At 40.5% G+C, this 15568-nt stretch carries 15 protein-coding genes; 10 read left to right on the top strand and 5 right to left on the bottom strand.

Annotation, left to right across the window (positions count from 1 at the left end):
• Nucleotides 1–38 precede the first annotated feature (38 nt).
• The 4 genes from ribD to GVN16_RS06105 form a co-directional block, all read right to left on the bottom strand.
• Entirely contained in the window at nucleotides 39–1049 is a 1011-nt protein-coding gene (ribD, locus tag GVN16_RS06120; RefSeq protein WP_229244064.1) for a bifunctional diaminohydroxyphosphoribosylaminopyrimidine deaminase/5-amino-6-(5-phosphoribosylamino)uracil reductase RibD, read from the bottom strand.
• A gap of 10 nt (nucleotides 1050–1059) precedes the next feature.
• A complete protein-coding gene (locus tag GVN16_RS06115) occupies nucleotides 1060–1350 on the bottom strand; it encodes a YciI family protein (RefSeq protein WP_166562962.1) in 291 nt (96 codons plus the stop codon).
• A gap of 85 nt (nucleotides 1351–1435) precedes the next feature.
• A complete protein-coding gene (gene typA, locus GVN16_RS06110; RefSeq protein ID WP_166562961.1) occupies nucleotides 1436–3262 on the bottom strand; it encodes a translational GTPase TypA in 1827 nt (608 codons plus the stop codon).
• 400 nt (nucleotides 3263–3662) lie between these two features.
• Complete coding sequence (locus GVN16_RS06105; RefSeq protein ID WP_166562960.1) at nucleotides 3663–4643, bottom strand: acyl-ACP desaturase; 981 nt, start codon at nucleotides 4641–4643, stop codon at nucleotides 3663–3665.
• Nucleotides 4644–4904: 261 nt separating this feature from the next.
• On the opposite strand from GVN16_RS06105, the gene GVN16_RS06100 reads away from it, so the two are divergent.
• The 10 genes from GVN16_RS06100 to GVN16_RS06055 all read left to right on the top strand — a co-directional run bounded on the left by GVN16_RS06100 (nucleotide 4905) and on the right by GVN16_RS06055 (nucleotide 14969).
• Nucleotides 4905–5645 carry a 1-acyl-sn-glycerol-3-phosphate acyltransferase gene (locus tag GVN16_RS06100; RefSeq protein ID WP_166562959.1) on the top strand — a complete coding sequence of 247 codons (741 nt, stop codon included), beginning with the start codon at nucleotides 4905–4907 and terminating at the stop codon, nucleotides 5643–5645.
• Nucleotides 5646–5864: 219 nt separating this feature from the next.
• On the top strand, nucleotides 5865–6650 hold the full coding sequence (locus GVN16_RS06095; protein ID WP_166562958.1) for an alpha/beta fold hydrolase: 786 nt from the start codon (nucleotides 5865–5867) through the stop codon (nucleotides 6648–6650).
• A 15-nt stretch (nucleotides 6651–6665) separates the two neighbouring features.
• The gene (locus GVN16_RS06090) at nucleotides 6666–7331 is read left to right on the top strand and encodes a CBS domain-containing protein (protein WP_255490225.1); all 666 of its coding nucleotides are present in this window, start codon (nucleotides 6666–6668) and stop codon (nucleotides 7329–7331) included.
• A gap of 49 nt (nucleotides 7332–7380) precedes the next feature.
• The gene (locus GVN16_RS06085; RefSeq protein ID WP_166562956.1) at nucleotides 7381–8268 is read left to right on the top strand and encodes an NAD kinase; all 888 of its coding nucleotides are present in this window, start codon (nucleotides 7381–7383) and stop codon (nucleotides 8266–8268) included.
• 80 nt (nucleotides 8269–8348) lie between these two features.
• Complete coding sequence (locus tag GVN16_RS06080; protein ID WP_166562955.1) at nucleotides 8349–9416, top strand: DUF6089 family protein; 1068 nt, start codon at nucleotides 8349–8351, stop codon at nucleotides 9414–9416.
• 73 nt (nucleotides 9417–9489) lie between these two features.
• On the top strand, nucleotides 9490–10221 hold the full coding sequence (locus GVN16_RS06075; protein WP_166562954.1) for a DUF6089 family protein: 732 nt from the start codon (nucleotides 9490–9492) through the stop codon (nucleotides 10219–10221).
• A gap of 111 nt (nucleotides 10222–10332) precedes the next feature.
• Nucleotides 10333–11076, top strand: coding sequence for an isoprenyl transferase (locus tag GVN16_RS06070; protein ID WP_166562953.1), 744 nt, complete (start codon nucleotides 10333–10335; stop codon nucleotides 11074–11076).
• A 5-nt stretch (nucleotides 11077–11081) separates the two neighbouring features.
• Nucleotides 11082–13709 carry an outer membrane protein assembly factor gene (locus GVN16_RS06065; RefSeq protein WP_229244063.1) on the top strand — a complete coding sequence of 876 codons (2628 nt, stop codon included), beginning with the start codon at nucleotides 11082–11084 and terminating at the stop codon, nucleotides 13707–13709.
• 103 nt (nucleotides 13710–13812) lie between these two features.
• Nucleotides 13813–14334 (top strand): OmpH family outer membrane protein, encoded by a 522-nt coding sequence (locus GVN16_RS06060; protein ID WP_166562952.1) that lies wholly within the window; start codon nucleotides 13813–13815, stop codon nucleotides 14332–14334.
• A 47-nt stretch (nucleotides 14335–14381) separates the two neighbouring features.
• The gene (locus GVN16_RS06055) at nucleotides 14382–14969 is read left to right on the top strand and encodes an OmpH family outer membrane protein (RefSeq protein ID WP_166562951.1); all 588 of its coding nucleotides are present in this window, start codon (nucleotides 14382–14384) and stop codon (nucleotides 14967–14969) included.
• 78 nt (nucleotides 14970–15047) lie between these two features.
• Here GVN16_RS06055 and GVN16_RS06050 read toward each other — a convergent pair whose 3' ends face one another.
• Entirely contained in the window at nucleotides 15048–15554 is a 507-nt protein-coding gene (locus GVN16_RS06050) for a DUF2480 family protein (RefSeq protein WP_166562950.1), read from the bottom strand.
• Nucleotides 15555–15568: the final 14 nt, after the last annotated feature.

The following is a 15568-nucleotide window of genomic DNA, read 5'->3' as shown; positions in this document are numbered from 1 at the left end:
ACAGGTTATGATTCAAATTTTGATCCAAAGGTTGGAACTCAGGTTAAAAAAACGCTTAATTCATCTTCTTCAAACAGCCCGGTTTTTATCAGTTTTATTCCGGGAGGTACATGTGGTGCGGGAATCCCGCTTTTGATGGCTGATTTATTCTTTAAAATTCTTATTTCATCAAATAATCCGCTGCGGATAAAGCTGTTGAGCAGTGTGGCTCCTCCCTCTACAAAAACGGACCTTATTTTCAGCTCATGAAGTTTATCCAGGATCTCGCTGAGGTTTTCGGAGTTTTTGCTGATTCTGATATAGAGATTTTCTCCTTCTGTTCGGTCTTCAACAGTATTGAAAATGATGGTTTTTTGTGACTGATCAAATACCCTCAGGTTTCTATCGAGTTTTAAGGTGCTGTCAATCAATATCCTCACCGGATTTTTTCCTTCCCAGTGTCTTACATTTAAAGATGGATTATCAATCGCTGCTGTATTGGTGCCTACCATAATGGCGTCTTCCTCAGAACGCCATTTGTGTACCAGCATATCTGAAAATGCACCGGTTATTTTAAGCGGCTTTTGATCTGCCCCTGCCAGAAAACCATCCGCTGTTTCTGCCCATTTCAGGATGATGTACGGACGATCCGATTCAACCGATTTGAAAAACCTCCGGTTCAGGTGCCGGCCTTCTTTTTCAAGCAAACCTGTTTCTACCTCTATTCCGGCATCTTTTAGCTTTTGAATGCCCTTCCCGGCCACCAAAGGGAACGGGTCGATGTTGCATATCACTACTTTTTTAACCTGCTGCCTGATCAGCAGATCAGCACACGGCGGCGTTTTGCCGAAATGGGAGCAGGGTTCAAGGGTAACATAAACTGTAGACTCCTTTAATTTTTCAGGATCAGAAACATTATTGACGGCATTGACCTCAGCATGTGGTCCGCCATATTGCTGATGCCAGCCTTCTCCGATGATGATGTCCTGGAAAACAATCACGCAGCCCACTAAAGGATTCGGGCTCACAGAGCCTGTTCCCAGGGCTGCAAGCTCCAAAGCTCTCTGCATGTATTTTATCTCAGACATCGGCTACTCTGAAGGGAATTACCTCATAAGAATCCCACACTTTACCATTGATATAAGGCTCTTCAGCCAGCCATTCATTTAAATCGTCGGTCGTTTCAAACTGAACGATCATCGCCGAACCGATCATTTTATCGTTGTCGTCGAGCATGGCTCCGCCCACAATAAAATTATTCTTGGATTTTAGTTTTCTGGCCCCTTCAAAATGCTGTGGCCGCTGACCCATTCTTCTTTCAAGGGCCTGTTCATCTTTTCCGTCTCTTCCTAAAACCAGGTATTGTTTCATTCTCTTTTAATTATGTCCAAAACTAAAAAAAAACCTCAAAGAATGCTTAATTCTCTGAGGTTTTTGTATCAATATCCGGTCAGTATTATGCAAATACAGAGTTGGTCTCTGAAACCCTCTCCATACGCTTACGTTCGTTTTCGTCAAGATAAATCTTTCTCATACGAAGTGTCTTAGGTGTAATTTCCAGGTATTCATCTTTCTGGATATATTCCATACACTCTTCAAGAGAGAAATTGATTTTCGGAGCAATTTTCACGTTGTCATCAGAACCTGAAGCACGCATGTTGGTCAGTTTTTTCGAAGTCTGAACATTCACCACGATATCATTCTGACGGTTGTGCTCTCCGATAACCATACCCATGTAAACTTCTTCACCTGGATCTACGAAGAATGTACCTCTGTCCTGAAGTTTATCAATGGAGTAGGCGATGGCCGGACCATTACCCATAGAGATCATTGAACCGTTAATTCTACCTGGAATCGGGCCTTTGTACGGCTCGTAAGATTTAAATCTGTGGTTCATGATGGCTTCACCTTGCGTAGCTGTCAAAACATTTGATCTCAAACCGATCAAACCTCTCGAAGGAATGTTGAACTCAAGGTGTTGCAAATCTCCTTTCGGTTCCATGATCAGAAGCTCACCTTTTCTTTGCGTAGCCAGTTCGATTACTTTACCTGCGGTTTCTTCCGGAACGTCAACTACCAAAGTTTCGATAGGCTCCAGTTTTTCACCGTTTTCATTTTCTTTGTACAATACCTGAGGCTGTCCTACCTGAAGTTCATAACCTTCACGACGCATCGTTTCGATCAAAACAGACAAGTGAAGAATACCACGGCCAAATACGATGAATTTATCTTCTGTATCACCACTCTGAACTCTCAATGCAAGATTCTTTTCAGTCTCTTTCATCAAACGGTCACGGATGTGTCTTGAAGTTACAAATTTACCTTCTTTACCAAAGAACGGAGAGTTATTGATGGTAAACAACATGTTCATTGTCGGCTCATCAATAGAAATTCTTGGCAATGCTTCAGGGAATTCCGCATCAGCGATAGTATCACCGATTTCGAAATCTTCGATACCTGTCACGGCACAGATTTCTCCAGAACCTACTTCTGCTACTTTCACTTTGCCAAGACCTTCAAAAACATGAAGTTCTTTGATTTTCATTTTTTTCTGAGAACCGTCAGATTTGATTAATACAACCTGCATCCCTTCTTTCAGAGTACCGCGGGCTACACGGCCTACAGCGATACGGCCTACGAAAGAAGAATAGTCAAGAGATGTAATCTGCATTTGTGCAGTTCCTTCATTAACAGGAGACGCCGGAATGTTTTTGATGATCGAATCCAATAAAGGAATGATATCGGTTGTTGGCGTTTTCCAGTCAGTGCTCATCCAGCCTTGTTTTGATGAACCGTAAAGGCAAGGGAAGTCTAACTGATCTTCAGTTGCGTTAAGGTTAAACATCAGGTCGAAAACATTTTCATGTACTTCGTCAGGTCTGCAGTTTTCTTTATCAACTTTATTTACTACCACGATTGGCTTCAAACCTAAGTCAAGAGCTTTTCCTAACACGAAACGTGTCTGAGGCATAGGGCCTTCAAAAGCATCTACGAGCAAAATAACACCGTCAGCCAGTTTAAGCACACGCTCAACCTCGCCACCGAAGTCGGCGTGACCCGGAGTATCGATAATATTGATCTTTACACCATTGTACCTTACCGAAACGTTTTTGGAAACGATGGTAATACCTCTTTCACGTTCAAGATCATTGTTGTCCAGAATCAAGTCTCCAAACTCCTGATTCTCTCTGAAGATTTTTGACGCATGAATGATTTTATCAACCAACGTAGTTTTACCGTGGTCAACGTGAGCAATGATCGCAATATTTCTTATTTCTTGCATTGAATTTCCTCTTTTCGAGGGATAATTTTGATGAACTTTAAATCTTTGAAAACAGGCTGTTTTAAGGCAGTCTTTATCAAAAAGTCTGCAAAGGTAGGAATTAAAAACCGAATAAATAAATATCTTAAAATTAAATTTAAGTAAACTCTTGATTGTCAAAGTTTTAATTGGAAGAGTCCAAATTTATCCGGAAGGTCTGAATTGTGAAAAAAAGTTTAATCCGGGGTTTTTGAGTTAAATTACTGCCGGCGAAGAGAATCACCCTCTTTTCAGGCATAAATAAAAACAAAAGCACCGCCTTTTAAAACGGTGCTTTTCTCATGTTATTTCTGTTAATACAGGAATCAGATTGAGAACAGAAAATAAACTTAGCCTTTTTCTTTCTCTTTTGTCTTGACAATTACCTGGTTATCCAGCTGAACTCATATTCCAGCTGAGGCACCTTGGTTCTCTCAGCAATTCTTTTCAGACGGTTCGGCAGGGCTATCACATAGTCTCTCGCACGCTCAGCCGCGTCATTGAACCCTCCCATATTTTCTATCTTCCATTCAGCGATCAGGTCTTCCAGTATCTGGATATAATCATAAGTAGTATAAACACCCAGACGCTGTGCGGCATCAGAGAAGTGAGAAAAAGTCTGGCTCATTTTCACTCCGCTTTCTCTCAGGAAGTGGGCAGGCATAACAATTTTCTTTTTCATCATATCTTCAAAAGCCAGCATCATTTCCGAAGGGTCCACTTCGAAGATTCGCTCTACAAAAGTTTTGTAAGCCTTGGCATGACGCATTTCATCTGCAGCAATCATCCCGCAGATTTTCGAAAGCTGATTGTTGCCGTATTGCTTTGAAAGCGTAGCTGTTCTCCTGTGGGAAATGTTCGTAGCCAACTCCTGGAAAGAAGTATATACAAAGTTTCGGTAAGGGTCCACGCCCGTTCCGATGTCAAAACCATCAGCAATAAGATACTGCGTTGAGGTTTCCATCTCTCTCATATTGACACGTCCGGACAGGTACAGATATTTATTCAGTAAATCTCCGTGACGGTTTTCTTCAGCGGTCCACCACCTTACCCATTTCGACCATCCGGCCGGCTCATTCACCTGGTCTATGCCCTCAACGGTCATCAGCCAGGATTCATAAGTGGGTAAAGCTTCTTCTGTAATGGTATCTCCGATCAATACAGCCATATAGTCATAAGGTAACTCTTTGCAGGATTCCTGCAGAAGTTTTACCTCTTCCATAAATTTTTCCGAACTCGAATCGGGGAGGAAATCAGCAGGTTGCCAGTTTTTATCAATCGGTTTAAGGAATTCATTAACCAATTCATCTATTTTTTGACCCAAAAATTTCATTACCTCAATCCTTGACATGGGTAAATTCATATGATTCTTTTTTAATTTAACAATACAACAAAAGTAATGATAAAAAATCATACCAGATAAAATTGCAAAATAAATAAGTTCTGCCTCCGGGAGGTATATATGCAGGGTAGTTCTTTGAGGTTATGGTGTCTAAACGACCGTCTTTATTAAGGCATTCATCTCGTGTTATATTTTTATGAGAAATGATTTTTAACTCACCGGCCTGTCAATCGGCAGGAAAATTTGAGTATTTTTGCACCCGGAATTTTAAACTTTAAATGAATGAAGGTAGTTTTAGATTATGTTCTGAGTGCGGTTTATCTGTTGTATTTCGGATTAATTTTAGTTATTTTTCATGGGATTCAATACATCTGCTACGAGTTTTTCGGGCAGAAAGTCCACCAGAAATCTGTGGAATGGCTGAATTTCTTCATCACCCACGGCTGGTACCTTACCGGATCAACCATTCATTTTCATCAGCAAACAGAACTTCCTGAGGGCCGCACCAAGATATTTATTTCCAATCACCAAAGCATGTTTGATATTCCGGGAATCATCTGGTTCCTGAAAAAACATACGCCTTTGTTTGTTTCCAAAATCGAATTATCAAAAGGTATTCCCAGTATTTCTTATAATCTCAGGGTAGGTAAAGCAGCACTTATCGACAGAAAAGACACTAAACAGGCCATCCTTGAGATTGCCCGTTTTGGCAAATACATTTACGAGCATCAGTATTCAGGCGTTATTTTTCCGGAGGGCACAAGGTCCAGAACCGGGAAGTTAAAGCCGTTTTCAGTAGGTGGGGTATCTACGCTTCTGAAACGTTGCCCTGATGCTCTCGTGGTACCTATCGCCATTCAAAACACCGGGAAGTTTAATCCTACCGGGGTTTTTCCGCTGAGGTCCTTTACCAGGATGGCTTGGAACACCCTTGAGCCCATTGAATCGAAAGGTAAAACTTCTGAAGAAATTGTGACTCTGGCCGAGGCTCAGATCAGGGACTTCCTGAAAGACCGTCAGTAGAAATCCGGAAAATTTCTAAGAGTTCCGGTAGTCTGTTAGCTTACTTTTGAAGTTATTAGTCTATTAAATTACTATATTATAAGAGGTTAGAAGAGAAGGATTTCAAGATTCAGGTCGTTTAATATCATTGATACGACAAAAATGTTTTGATTCTTCACATTAATAGTAGTATTTTGTGTATTATTTTAAAAATCAGCAAATAAAAACGAATAGTTTTTTATGACTTACGACGTAAAAACCCACGGTGAATTCCGTTATATAGATGAAGGAGAGGGTCAGCCATTGATGGTTTTACATGGTCTTTTTGGGGCCTTAAGTAATTTTGACGGGGTAATAGAAGGATTCAGACATAACTGCAGGATCATCATTCCGGTGATGCCGATATACGATATGCCGATGAGAGAAGCCAGTCTTGACGGACTTCGTTCTTTTATTGAGCGTTTTGTGGAATTCAAACAATTGAAAGATATCATTTTACTGGGTAATTCACTTGGCGGTCACGTGGGATTGCTATATACTCTTGCTCATCTTGACAACGTGAAATCGCTTATCCTTACCGGTTCATCAGGGTTGTTTGAAAATACCATGGGCGGATCTTTCCCTAAAAGAGGGAATTATGAATATATCAAGGAAAGAGTAGCCTACACTTTCTACGAGCCCGAAACAGCTACAAAAGAGCTTCTTGACGAAGTTTTTGAAATAACTTCGAGCATTCCCAAGTGTATGAATATTGTTCAGATTGCGAAATCTGCACAACGTCACAATATGGCCAAGGATATTACGGCCATCAACGTGCCTACCTGCCTGATCTGGGGACTCAATGACACCATCACCCCGCCGCACGTAGGACACGAATTTAACCGCCTGATTCCTAACTCAGAATTGCACTTTATTGATAAGTGCTGCCATGCTCCGATGATGGAAAGACCTGAGCGGTTTAATGAAATAATGGGTAAGTTTTTGAACACGATACTCAAAACCAGTGTTATACCGGAAGAAGTATAAATAAATTTAAGCAATATGCTGGCTGCAGATCTTATAAATAATGAATTACCGGTTTTGAAACCTGGAGACTCTGTTGAAAGAGCCTTACAGCTGATGACCGATTTTCGTTACGACCAGCTGGTTTATGCAGACGGGCAGACTTATTTAGGTATTTTCACAGAAGACATCCTGCTTAATTTTGATTACGAAGAGAAGCTTGACGCTATTCTGCCCTTATATCAGGACAAGTTTGTTTACGGACACCAGCATATTTACGAGATCATCGGAAGTCTGGTAGAAGAAAACGTTTCTTTTATGGCGGTTCTGGACAACGAAAGCCATTTTCTGGGTGTCATCAATACCTCTGAGGTCACCAGGTCATTTATAACCGAACTTGGTTTCGGAGAGCAGGGTTCTGTGATTGAGATCAATCTTAAGAACAGAGATTACTCTCTTACGGAGATTTCAAGGCTGGTTGAGTCTGAAAAAATCAAAATTATCGGATCTTATCTGACCGGCTCGACTTACGACCTTGATAATAATCTTAAGCTTACCCTGAAACTTAACAGGAAAGACATTTCTTCTCTGCTCAGCACCCTCAACCGCTTTGGTTTTGAGGTAGAATCCTATCATACCAGCGAGCCTGTCGATAGTCTTGAAAAAGACAGGTATGATATGTTGATGAAATATTTGAGTATTTAATTCCCCTTAATGCATTTTAAGCTATTTTTGTTAAAAAAATAGTTGTCTTATGAAGTTTGCCATTCATGGTCGTGAATTCAAACCTGAATCAAAAGCACATGTTCAGGAAATCTTTGACGAGTTGGATAAAAATGATTTACCTGTTCAGATTTCCAATTCCTTTGCCAGAATACTCTCTTCATCAGGGATCAATTTCAAAACACAACAATTCTACGATTCCAGGAGTGAAATCTTTGACGCGGACATTGTACTGAGTTTGGGCGGTGATGGTACTTTCCTCGAAACCCTCAGTCATGTTGGCGACAGGGAGCTTCCAATTTTGGGTATTAATTTCGGGCGACTGGGTTTTTTGACCGCCGTTCAGCCACAGCACATCAAGGAAACGATCCAGAAAATCATTAATAAGCAATATTCGGTAGACGAGCGGACGATGGTCCACGCGGATTCAGATATCGAATTATTTGAAAAAGGCACGAATTTTGCCTTGAATGAAATAGCGATATCGAAGACCGATACCTCTTCCATGATTATCATTCATGCTTATATCAACGGAGAGTTTCTGAATTCCTATTGGGCTGACGGATTGATGGTGGCAACGTCCACCGGATCAACGGGTTATAATCTGAGTTGCGGAGGGCCGCTGGTCATGCCGCATTCCGATAACTTTATTATAACACCCATCTGTCCTCATAATTTGTTCGTGAGGCCGATTGTGGTTTCCAGTGACAGCCTGATCTCGTTGAAAGTAGAAAGCCGGAGTAATAATTACCTGGTTTCGATGGATGCCAGGGCTAAAATTATCGGGGATGTGGAGGCAGATATCAACATCAGGAAAGAAGACTTTAAGGCTAAGCTCGTAACGATAGAAGGAGAGGGTTTCCTGACCACATTGCGGGAAAAACTTAGCTGGGGAAAGGATGTCAGAAACAGGGTGTGAGAGAATGATTTTTCGCTAAACCAAAAAGTAGACAATAAAAAAAACATTCTGAGCGTTCTGAATACGCTTTTCAAAATTTTATGAGAATAACTATGCTCTATAGATCAGGAAGAAAAACAGGTCTTGCTTTCATTTTGATACTGGCTTTTTGTAATCTTACTTTTGCACAAAAAAACGGAATTTTCAGTAAACAAAAACTACTGAGTCAATATGCTACGATAGGAGTCGGGGCGGGCACATCGCACTATTTCGGAGATCTGGCACCTTACACTTATTTTTACTACGGTCTTTACACCAATGTCAGATGGAACGGAAGCATCAATTACACCCGTTTCCTTACCACCAATGCTGCGGCCAGGGTGTCTTTTACCTATGCCAGGATTGCCGGAGATGATCATACTTACTCCAATCGTAATTTTGAGAAATTATTCAATAATTACCTTAGAAACCTGCACTTCAGAAACGATATCAAAGAATTTACTATTTCAGGTCTTTTTAACCTGGTACCACAGGAGGGCAAAGGAGCCAAGGGCAGAAGTTCAGTAGTTCCTTATTTTGCTATCGGTATCGGCTTTTACGGGCACAACCCCCAGGCTAAATTGAGGCCCACCCTTGATGCGAGCGGTAATCTTGTTGAGTCAGATTGGGCATCTCTTAAGCCTTACAGTACTGCGGGTCAGGGTATTCCGGGATATAAGAAGCCCTATTCGCTCATTCAGCCGGTAATGCCGATAGGTTTCGGAGTAAGAGTAAAAATCAATGAAAAGTTCGATTTTACTGCTGAGGCTTCCTTAAGAATAACACCATTTGATTATCTGGATGATGTCGGCTCTGATGCTTATGTCGATCCTGCGGTGTTATTAAGTAATCTTGGTCCTGATGCTGCCGGTCTGGCTTACAGAGCTGATGAAAACAGGACAGCTAATGGTTTAAAAGACAGGCTGCCTTCTTTTTTGCAAATTGTCCAGAAACTGTCTCCGGGGACAAGTACTACAGGAATGTCTCCTGTAAACAACGCAGCGGATTATTATGGATTTGGGGTAGGAAGTAAAAGAGGAGGACAAAGTCCTTTAGATGTATATATTGTTACCCAGTTTACTATCAGCTATATACTCAGTAACTCCATTAAATGCCCACCGATTAAATGATATAATACTACTATTTTTATAATTGGAATAAAAAACGGAACTTTGTGTTTCCTGAATACCCAAAAGTATTATTGTGATAAAAAAAACCTTATTCCTTTTCATTGTTTGTATACCCTCTTTAAGAGCCCAGAAAATGGAAGTGGGTGTAGGAGCGGGCGTTACACATTATAAGGGAGACCTTAACCCTTCATTCCGGCCTTTTAATATCCATGCTGCCGGGAATTTACTGGCCAGGTATAACTTCAATAACTCACTTTCCTTTAAAGTAGGGGCTATGGGAGGATGGGTGAGTGGGGATGATAAAAAGTCAGGATATGCTTTAAATGAAGCCAGGGGTTTTCGTTTCAGGAACCTTATTGTGGAATATTCAGGACAGGTAGAGTATAATTTCCTGAATTTCAGATCAACTTCCAGGTCTAACTCGAACTGGACTCCTTATCTTTTTGGTGGTTTCGGAGCTCATCAGAATCCCAGACAGAACATTTATTCCGGTGGCATTGTACGTGTTATAAAACATGGAAACACACCTAACTATAATATACCGATTGGTGTAGGAATAAAAAAGGTGTGGAAGTACCAATGGAATTTCGGTATTGAGTTTGGTTCAAGATTTCTGTTAAATAAGAAGCAGTCGGATCTGTTTGACGGACTTAGCTACAGTCCTCAGAGGAATTTCTATAAAGGACGAAGTACCCCAATCGATCTCTATGACATGGCCAATACTCCACAGGCAGACAAGTATTTTTACACCAATTTTTATATCAGCTACGTCTTTTATAAGGTTTATTGTCCTCCCGGTAGATAACTGATTTTCAATTTATTTTTATTAGCCTTGTTTTTTCTTAACTTTGCATTCCTTTTTTGATTTTGATGAAGAAAAAGCTGTAATTTGACCCGATTTTTAATGCAATAGTAAGTGGAAGAAAAAATTGATTTAAGCAATTTACCCAAGCACATCGCCGTTATTATGGACGGAAACGGCAGGTGGGCTAAAAAACAGGGTGCCATGAGGATTTTCGGGCACCATCACGGCATCAGATCTGTGCGTGATACTGTTGAGGCATGTTCTGAAATTGGAATAAAGTACCTTACATTATATACCTTTTCAACTGAAAACTGGAACCGGCCTAAGCTGGAGGTGGACGGAATCATGCAACTTCTCGTAAAAACCATACGGGATGAGGTGCCTGAACTACACAAGAATAATGTAAAACTTAAATCCATCGGAGATAAGGATCAGTTGCCTTCCAGGGCAAGAAGAGAACTGGATGAGGCGATTGAGATGACTAAAGACAACACCGGACTGACGCTTATCCTGGCCCTGAGTTACAGTGGGAAATGGGATATAATTCAGGCCGTTAAAAGCATTGCAGGAGAAGTCAAAGCCGGTAAAATGGCGGTTGAAGATATAAATGAAACAAATTTTTGTGAGTACCTGGCAACGGAAGAGGCCCCGGATGTCGACTTACTAATAAGGACGGGTGGAGATCACAGGATCAGTAATTATTTGTTATGGCAATCTGCCTATGCTGAATTACTTTTTATGGATGATATCTACTGGCCTGAATTCAGAAAAGAACATTTATTTAATGCTGTTTTGACCTATCAGCAACGAGAAAGGAGATTTGGAAAAACAGGAGATCAAGTTAAAAGTACCTAACATACATGATGAAAGCTATAAGGCTTAGACCGGCACTGGTCATTTGTTTTTGTTTTTTTTACAGTTTTATGGCCAAAGCCCAGTTCAGGATTGGTATCGGAGCAAAACAAAATGAAACCCCCAAAGTTCAGAACATAGTCGATTTTGAGAATCCTCAGGAGTATGTCATTGCAGGTATCACCGTTTCCGGTGTGAAATTCCTTGATCCCAATACACTGATTTCAGTTTCAGGCCTTAATGTCAATGACCAGTTGTTCATTCCTGGTGAAAGGATCTCGACAGCCATGAAGAGATTAATGGACCAAGGGATTATTGAAGAAGTAGCCATTAACATCACCAAAGTAGAGGGTAAGAAAGTCTGGCTTGATATTAATCTTAAAGAAAGGCCGAGGCTGAACAAGATTGTTCTCAAAGGTATCAGAAAAGGTGAGCAGGAAAGTGTGGAGGAAAAGATCAAAACCAATAAGGGCAAGGTAATCACCGATGCCATGGTGAAAAACCTTCAGCTGACCATTAAGAAGCATTTTATCGAAAAAGGTTTTTTGAATACAACGGTGCAGGTTCAGCAGATAGGAGATACACTCAGAGCCAATAATGCAGCTTTGGTATTTAATATCGATAAGAAGCATAAGGTCAAAATATCCGGTATACAACTGAACGGTATAGAAGAAGTGCCGGAATGGAAAGCCCTTTCTAAAATGAAAGGCACCAGAGTGAAAGCCCCCCTCAGAATTTTTTCTCCTTCAAAGTACGTACCAAAGAAATTTGCCGAAGACAAGGAAACATTGGTTAAATGGTTCCAGAAGCGGGGATACAGAAATGCCCAGCTGGTATCTGACTCTCTCATTAAAGTGGATGACAGAAACGTAAATATCGTTCTTAATCTGAATGAAGGCAGGAAGTTCTATTATCGTAATATCACCTGGAGTGGTAACTACCTCAGATCAAGTGATACCCTTTCTATGATTCTGGGTGTTAAAAAAGGAGATTTGTATAATCCGGAAGAACTGGAGAAAAAGATTAACGGTATTCCTCAGAATGACGTGAGTTCCTATTATATGGATGATGGTTATCTTTATTTTAGCTGTCAGCCTATTGAAGTAGCCATTGAAGGTGATTCGATAGACATAGAGATGAGGATTTTTGAAGGTAAGCAGGCTACCATCAACAGGATTGTCCTGAATGGTAACACCAAAACCAGCGACCATGTGGTGATGCGTGAGATTCTGACCAAACCGGGGCAGAAATTCAGTAAAACCGACTTGATCGAAACTACCCAGATGCTTTCAAAGCTCGGTTATTTTGATCCGCAGAAAATTGAACCTAAGCCTGTTCCGCAGGCAGACGGTACAGTAGACGTGGAATATAATGTAGAAGAAAAGTCAAATGATAATATAGAACTCTCCGGTGGATGGGGAGGTTTGCAAGGGTTTGTCGGTACGTTCGGTATCGTATTTAACAACTTTGCGATTAAAGACATGCTTAAGTTCAGACAAGGTGTTTACAAACCTTTGCCTAAAGGAGACGGTCAGCGTCTGGCTATTCGTATGCAGGCCAGTGGACGTTTTTATCAGACTTATTCGATCTCATTTACAGAACCGTGGATGGGCGGTAAAAAACCGAATTCATTCTCTGTGAGTTTGTTCCATACTTCGTCTGATAACAGGAGTTATTCTGCGAGACTTGCCAAATTATATGGTTCAAGCAGCTCGGCATTGCTGGGTTCAAGTATTTACGGTAATGGTTATTTCAAAAACACCGGTGCCTCTGTAACATATGGTAAAAGATTGAACTGGCCTGACAGGAACTTCAACCTGAGTGGTACGCTCTCTTATCAGCGTTATAATGTATTTGACAGTTATTTTATTCCCGGCTTTACAAGAGGGGTGGCCAACGACCTTTCATTGGGTATCAACCTTTCAAGATACAGTCTGGATAACCCTACCTTCTCAAGATCGGGGTCTTCATTTAACCTGTCAGCTACATTTAACCCGCCGTACTCACTACTGAGAGACAAAGAAAAAGTAATTGCAAGTCCTTATAACTGGCTTGAAGGTCATAAATGGATGTTTGATGCCGACTGGTATACTCCTGTGGTAGGCAAGCTGGTATTCCACGCCAAAGCCAATATGGGCTTCCTGGGTAAATATTCTTCTACTACCGGATTCAGTCCGTTCGGAAGGTTTATTCTCGGTGGTGCAGGTATGGGTATGCAGAATGCCATGAACGTGGGTGCTGACCTGATAGGATTAAGAGGTTATGAAGAAGCCGTTGTAAAAGAAAGGTCACTGCAGGAACAAACTGACTTACTTACCGGAAACTCCAGTATCAGTACCAGACAAGGTGGTATCGTCTATAGCAAATACGCTCTTGAACTCAGATATCCTGTGTCACTTAATCCGCAGGCAACCATCTTTGTGCTTGGTTTTGCAGAGGCCGGAAACAGCTGGGGAAGTTATCAGGATTACAACCCATTCAAACTCAGACGTACAGCCGGTGTGGGTGCCAGGATTTTCATGGCTGCCTTTGGTTTGCTGGGTCTTGATTATGGTTATGGTTTTGACCCGATTCCGGGATTACAGAATAAAGGCTTGAAAAACTTTACGTTCAGTATCGGGCAGCAAATCCGTTAATGTGTTAAAACTCTGTTAATAATATATCAGAAATTAACCATTGGTACGTTTAGTAAGTCAAATGAATAAATCAGCAACATTAAAAGGTTTTGATTGAGCAAAAATGAAAAAGATATTATTTGTTCTATTGTTATTGGTTGGTAGTACGCAGGTTTTTGCTCAGAAATTCGGGTATATTGATATTGAATATATCATGAATAAGATGCCAGAATATAAAGCAGCGAATGAGTCGATGAATCAATATGCTGATAAATGGGTAAAGGATATCAAGACCAAATATAATGACCTGGATAAGTTAAAAGAGAAGTTTCAACAAGAAGAAATCCTTTTAACTGCCGATATGAAACGTGAAAGACTGAATGAGATACAGCAGAAGGAAGAAGAAGTTAAGGAGCTGAATAATAACGTTTTCGGAATGAATGGACTTATTTTTCAGAAGAAAAAGGAGATAATCAAGCCGATCATGGATGAAATATACAAATCCTGTGAAAAAATTGCGAGACAGAAAAAACTTATGTTTATCTTTGACAAAGCTTCCGATATGAGTATGATCTATGCTGATCCAAGGCATGATTACACAGATTACATCATCGAAGATCTTGGAATTGGCGTGAGTAAAAAATAATTTATTATATAAATAAACAACCAAATTAAATATTTAATACTACAGAAATGAAAATCAAATTTTTTTTAACAGTTTTAGCTTTCGTTTTTTTTGCTGGATTTAACGTTAATGCACAGGGCATCAAAATAGGATATACCAATGTAGATTATATTTTGCAGAACCTACCTGCAGCAAAAGATATTCAGACTAAGCTGGCTACAGAAAAAGCTCAATATGACAAAATTTACGGTGAGAAAGTAGCTGAATTTCAAAAGTCGTATGAAGATTATCAGAAGAACAGTGCTTCTATGTCAGCTGTGATTCGTGCCGATAAAGAAAAATCTCTTCAAAACAAGCAAGGTGAAATCCAGGAATTTCAACAGAATTCTGAAGTAGCTTTAGGACGTAAGCAACAAGAGCTTTTGGCTCCTGTAATGGATAAAATCCAGAAAGCTATTGATGATGTGGCTAAAGAAGCGGGTTACACTTACGTACTTAATTCTGATGCCGGATACCAGTCAGCAGTGGTTGTTTTGGTTGCTCCTGAGTCAGATAACATCACTAACCTTGTATTTAAGAAACTGGGTGTTACACCTCCTGCAGATGCAGCTAAGAGCACAAGTACAACAACTCCGGCTACGCCTGCAAAGAACTAAGAAAGCAATAGCGATCGATATCGAAAAAGCCTCAGAAGAATTTCCTCTGAGGCTTTTTCATTTTTATCACAGGTAATGTTATTTTCTTTTGTACAGCGGTACGGTGCTGCAGGGCTCCCCGAACATTAAGCTCTTGACAAAGGGCTTAAGTCTCCTCGATATTTCGACATAAACAGAAACAGGTACTTCTACTTTGCTGCAGCCTTTTACGACCACTCTGAGATCGGTATAATCTTCAAAATTGATTCCTTTTAAAGCCTCTTCATACAATTTATTTTCAAGGTCTTTCAGGTCGCCGAAAACAAAAATATGGGCATGGGCTTCAAGATGGACCGCCATGAGCATATAAGCCCAGGTAGGGATAATGGCGTCTTCCGAGCAAATAATGGCGACGTTTTTACCATCATACTGACTCCAGTCATGCTGCTTAAGGAACTCCCTGAAGTCTTTTTCTTTTAATATCATCCCCATAAACAGGTTGTCTTTGAGATCATATACAACTCTTTCGCCCGGATGATAAAAATCTTCGAGATCAAGGGTAATCAAGCCGCTGGCGGCTACTTTATTAACTATTAGTTCTTCCATTGTATCAGATTAAC

The organism is Emticicia sp. CRIBPO (genome assembly GCF_009905725.1).
In the GTDB taxonomy this organism is placed as follows: Bacteria; Bacteroidota; Bacteroidia; order Cytophagales; family Spirosomataceae; genus Leadbetterella.
This window is presented reverse-complemented; position numbering and strand designations above follow the sequence as displayed.

Excerpts from the sequence above, each read along its gene's own strand:
- GVN16_RS06095 (WP_166562958.1), top strand. The coding sequence starts at position 5,865 with ATGACTTACGACGTAAAAACCCACGGTGAATTCCGTTATATAGATGAA.
- GVN16_RS06080 (WP_166562955.1), top strand. The coding sequence starts at position 8,349 with ATGAGAATAACTATGCTCTATAGATCAGGAAGAAAAACAGGTCTTGCT.
- GVN16_RS06090 (WP_255490225.1), top strand. The coding sequence starts at position 6,666 with ATGCTGGCTGCAGATCTTATAAATAATGAATTACCGGTTTTGAAACCT.
- GVN16_RS06085 (WP_166562956.1), top strand. The coding sequence starts at position 7,381 with ATGAAGTTTGCCATTCATGGTCGTGAATTCAAACCTGAATCAAAAGCA.
- GVN16_RS06060 (WP_166562952.1), top strand. The coding sequence starts at position 13,813 with ATGAAAAAGATATTATTTGTTCTATTGTTATTGGTTGGTAGTACGCAG.
- GVN16_RS06105 (WP_166562960.1), bottom strand. The coding sequence starts at position 4,643 with ATGAATTTACCCATGTCAAGGATTGAGGTAATGAAATTTTTGGGTCAA.
- GVN16_RS06100 (WP_166562959.1), top strand. The coding sequence starts at position 4,905 with ATGAAGGTAGTTTTAGATTATGTTCTGAGTGCGGTTTATCTGTTGTAT.
- GVN16_RS06115 (WP_166562962.1), bottom strand. The coding sequence starts at position 1,350 with ATGAAACAATACCTGGTTTTAGGAAGAGACGGAAAAGATGAACAGGCC.
- ribD (WP_229244064.1), bottom strand. The coding sequence starts at position 1,049 with ATGCAGAGAGCTTTGGAGCTTGCAGCCCTGGGAACAGGCTCTGTGAGC.
- GVN16_RS06065 (WP_229244063.1), top strand. The coding sequence starts at position 11,082 with ATGATGAAAGCTATAAGGCTTAGACCGGCACTGGTCATTTGTTTTTGT.
- typA (WP_166562961.1), bottom strand. The coding sequence starts at position 3,262 with ATGCAAGAAATAAGAAATATTGCGATCATTGCTCACGTTGACCACGGT.
- GVN16_RS06050 (WP_166562950.1), bottom strand. The coding sequence starts at position 15,554 with ATGGAAGAACTAATAGTTAATAAAGTAGCCGCCAGCGGCTTGATTACC.
- GVN16_RS06055 (WP_166562951.1), top strand. The coding sequence starts at position 14,382 with ATGAAAATCAAATTTTTTTTAACAGTTTTAGCTTTCGTTTTTTTTGCT.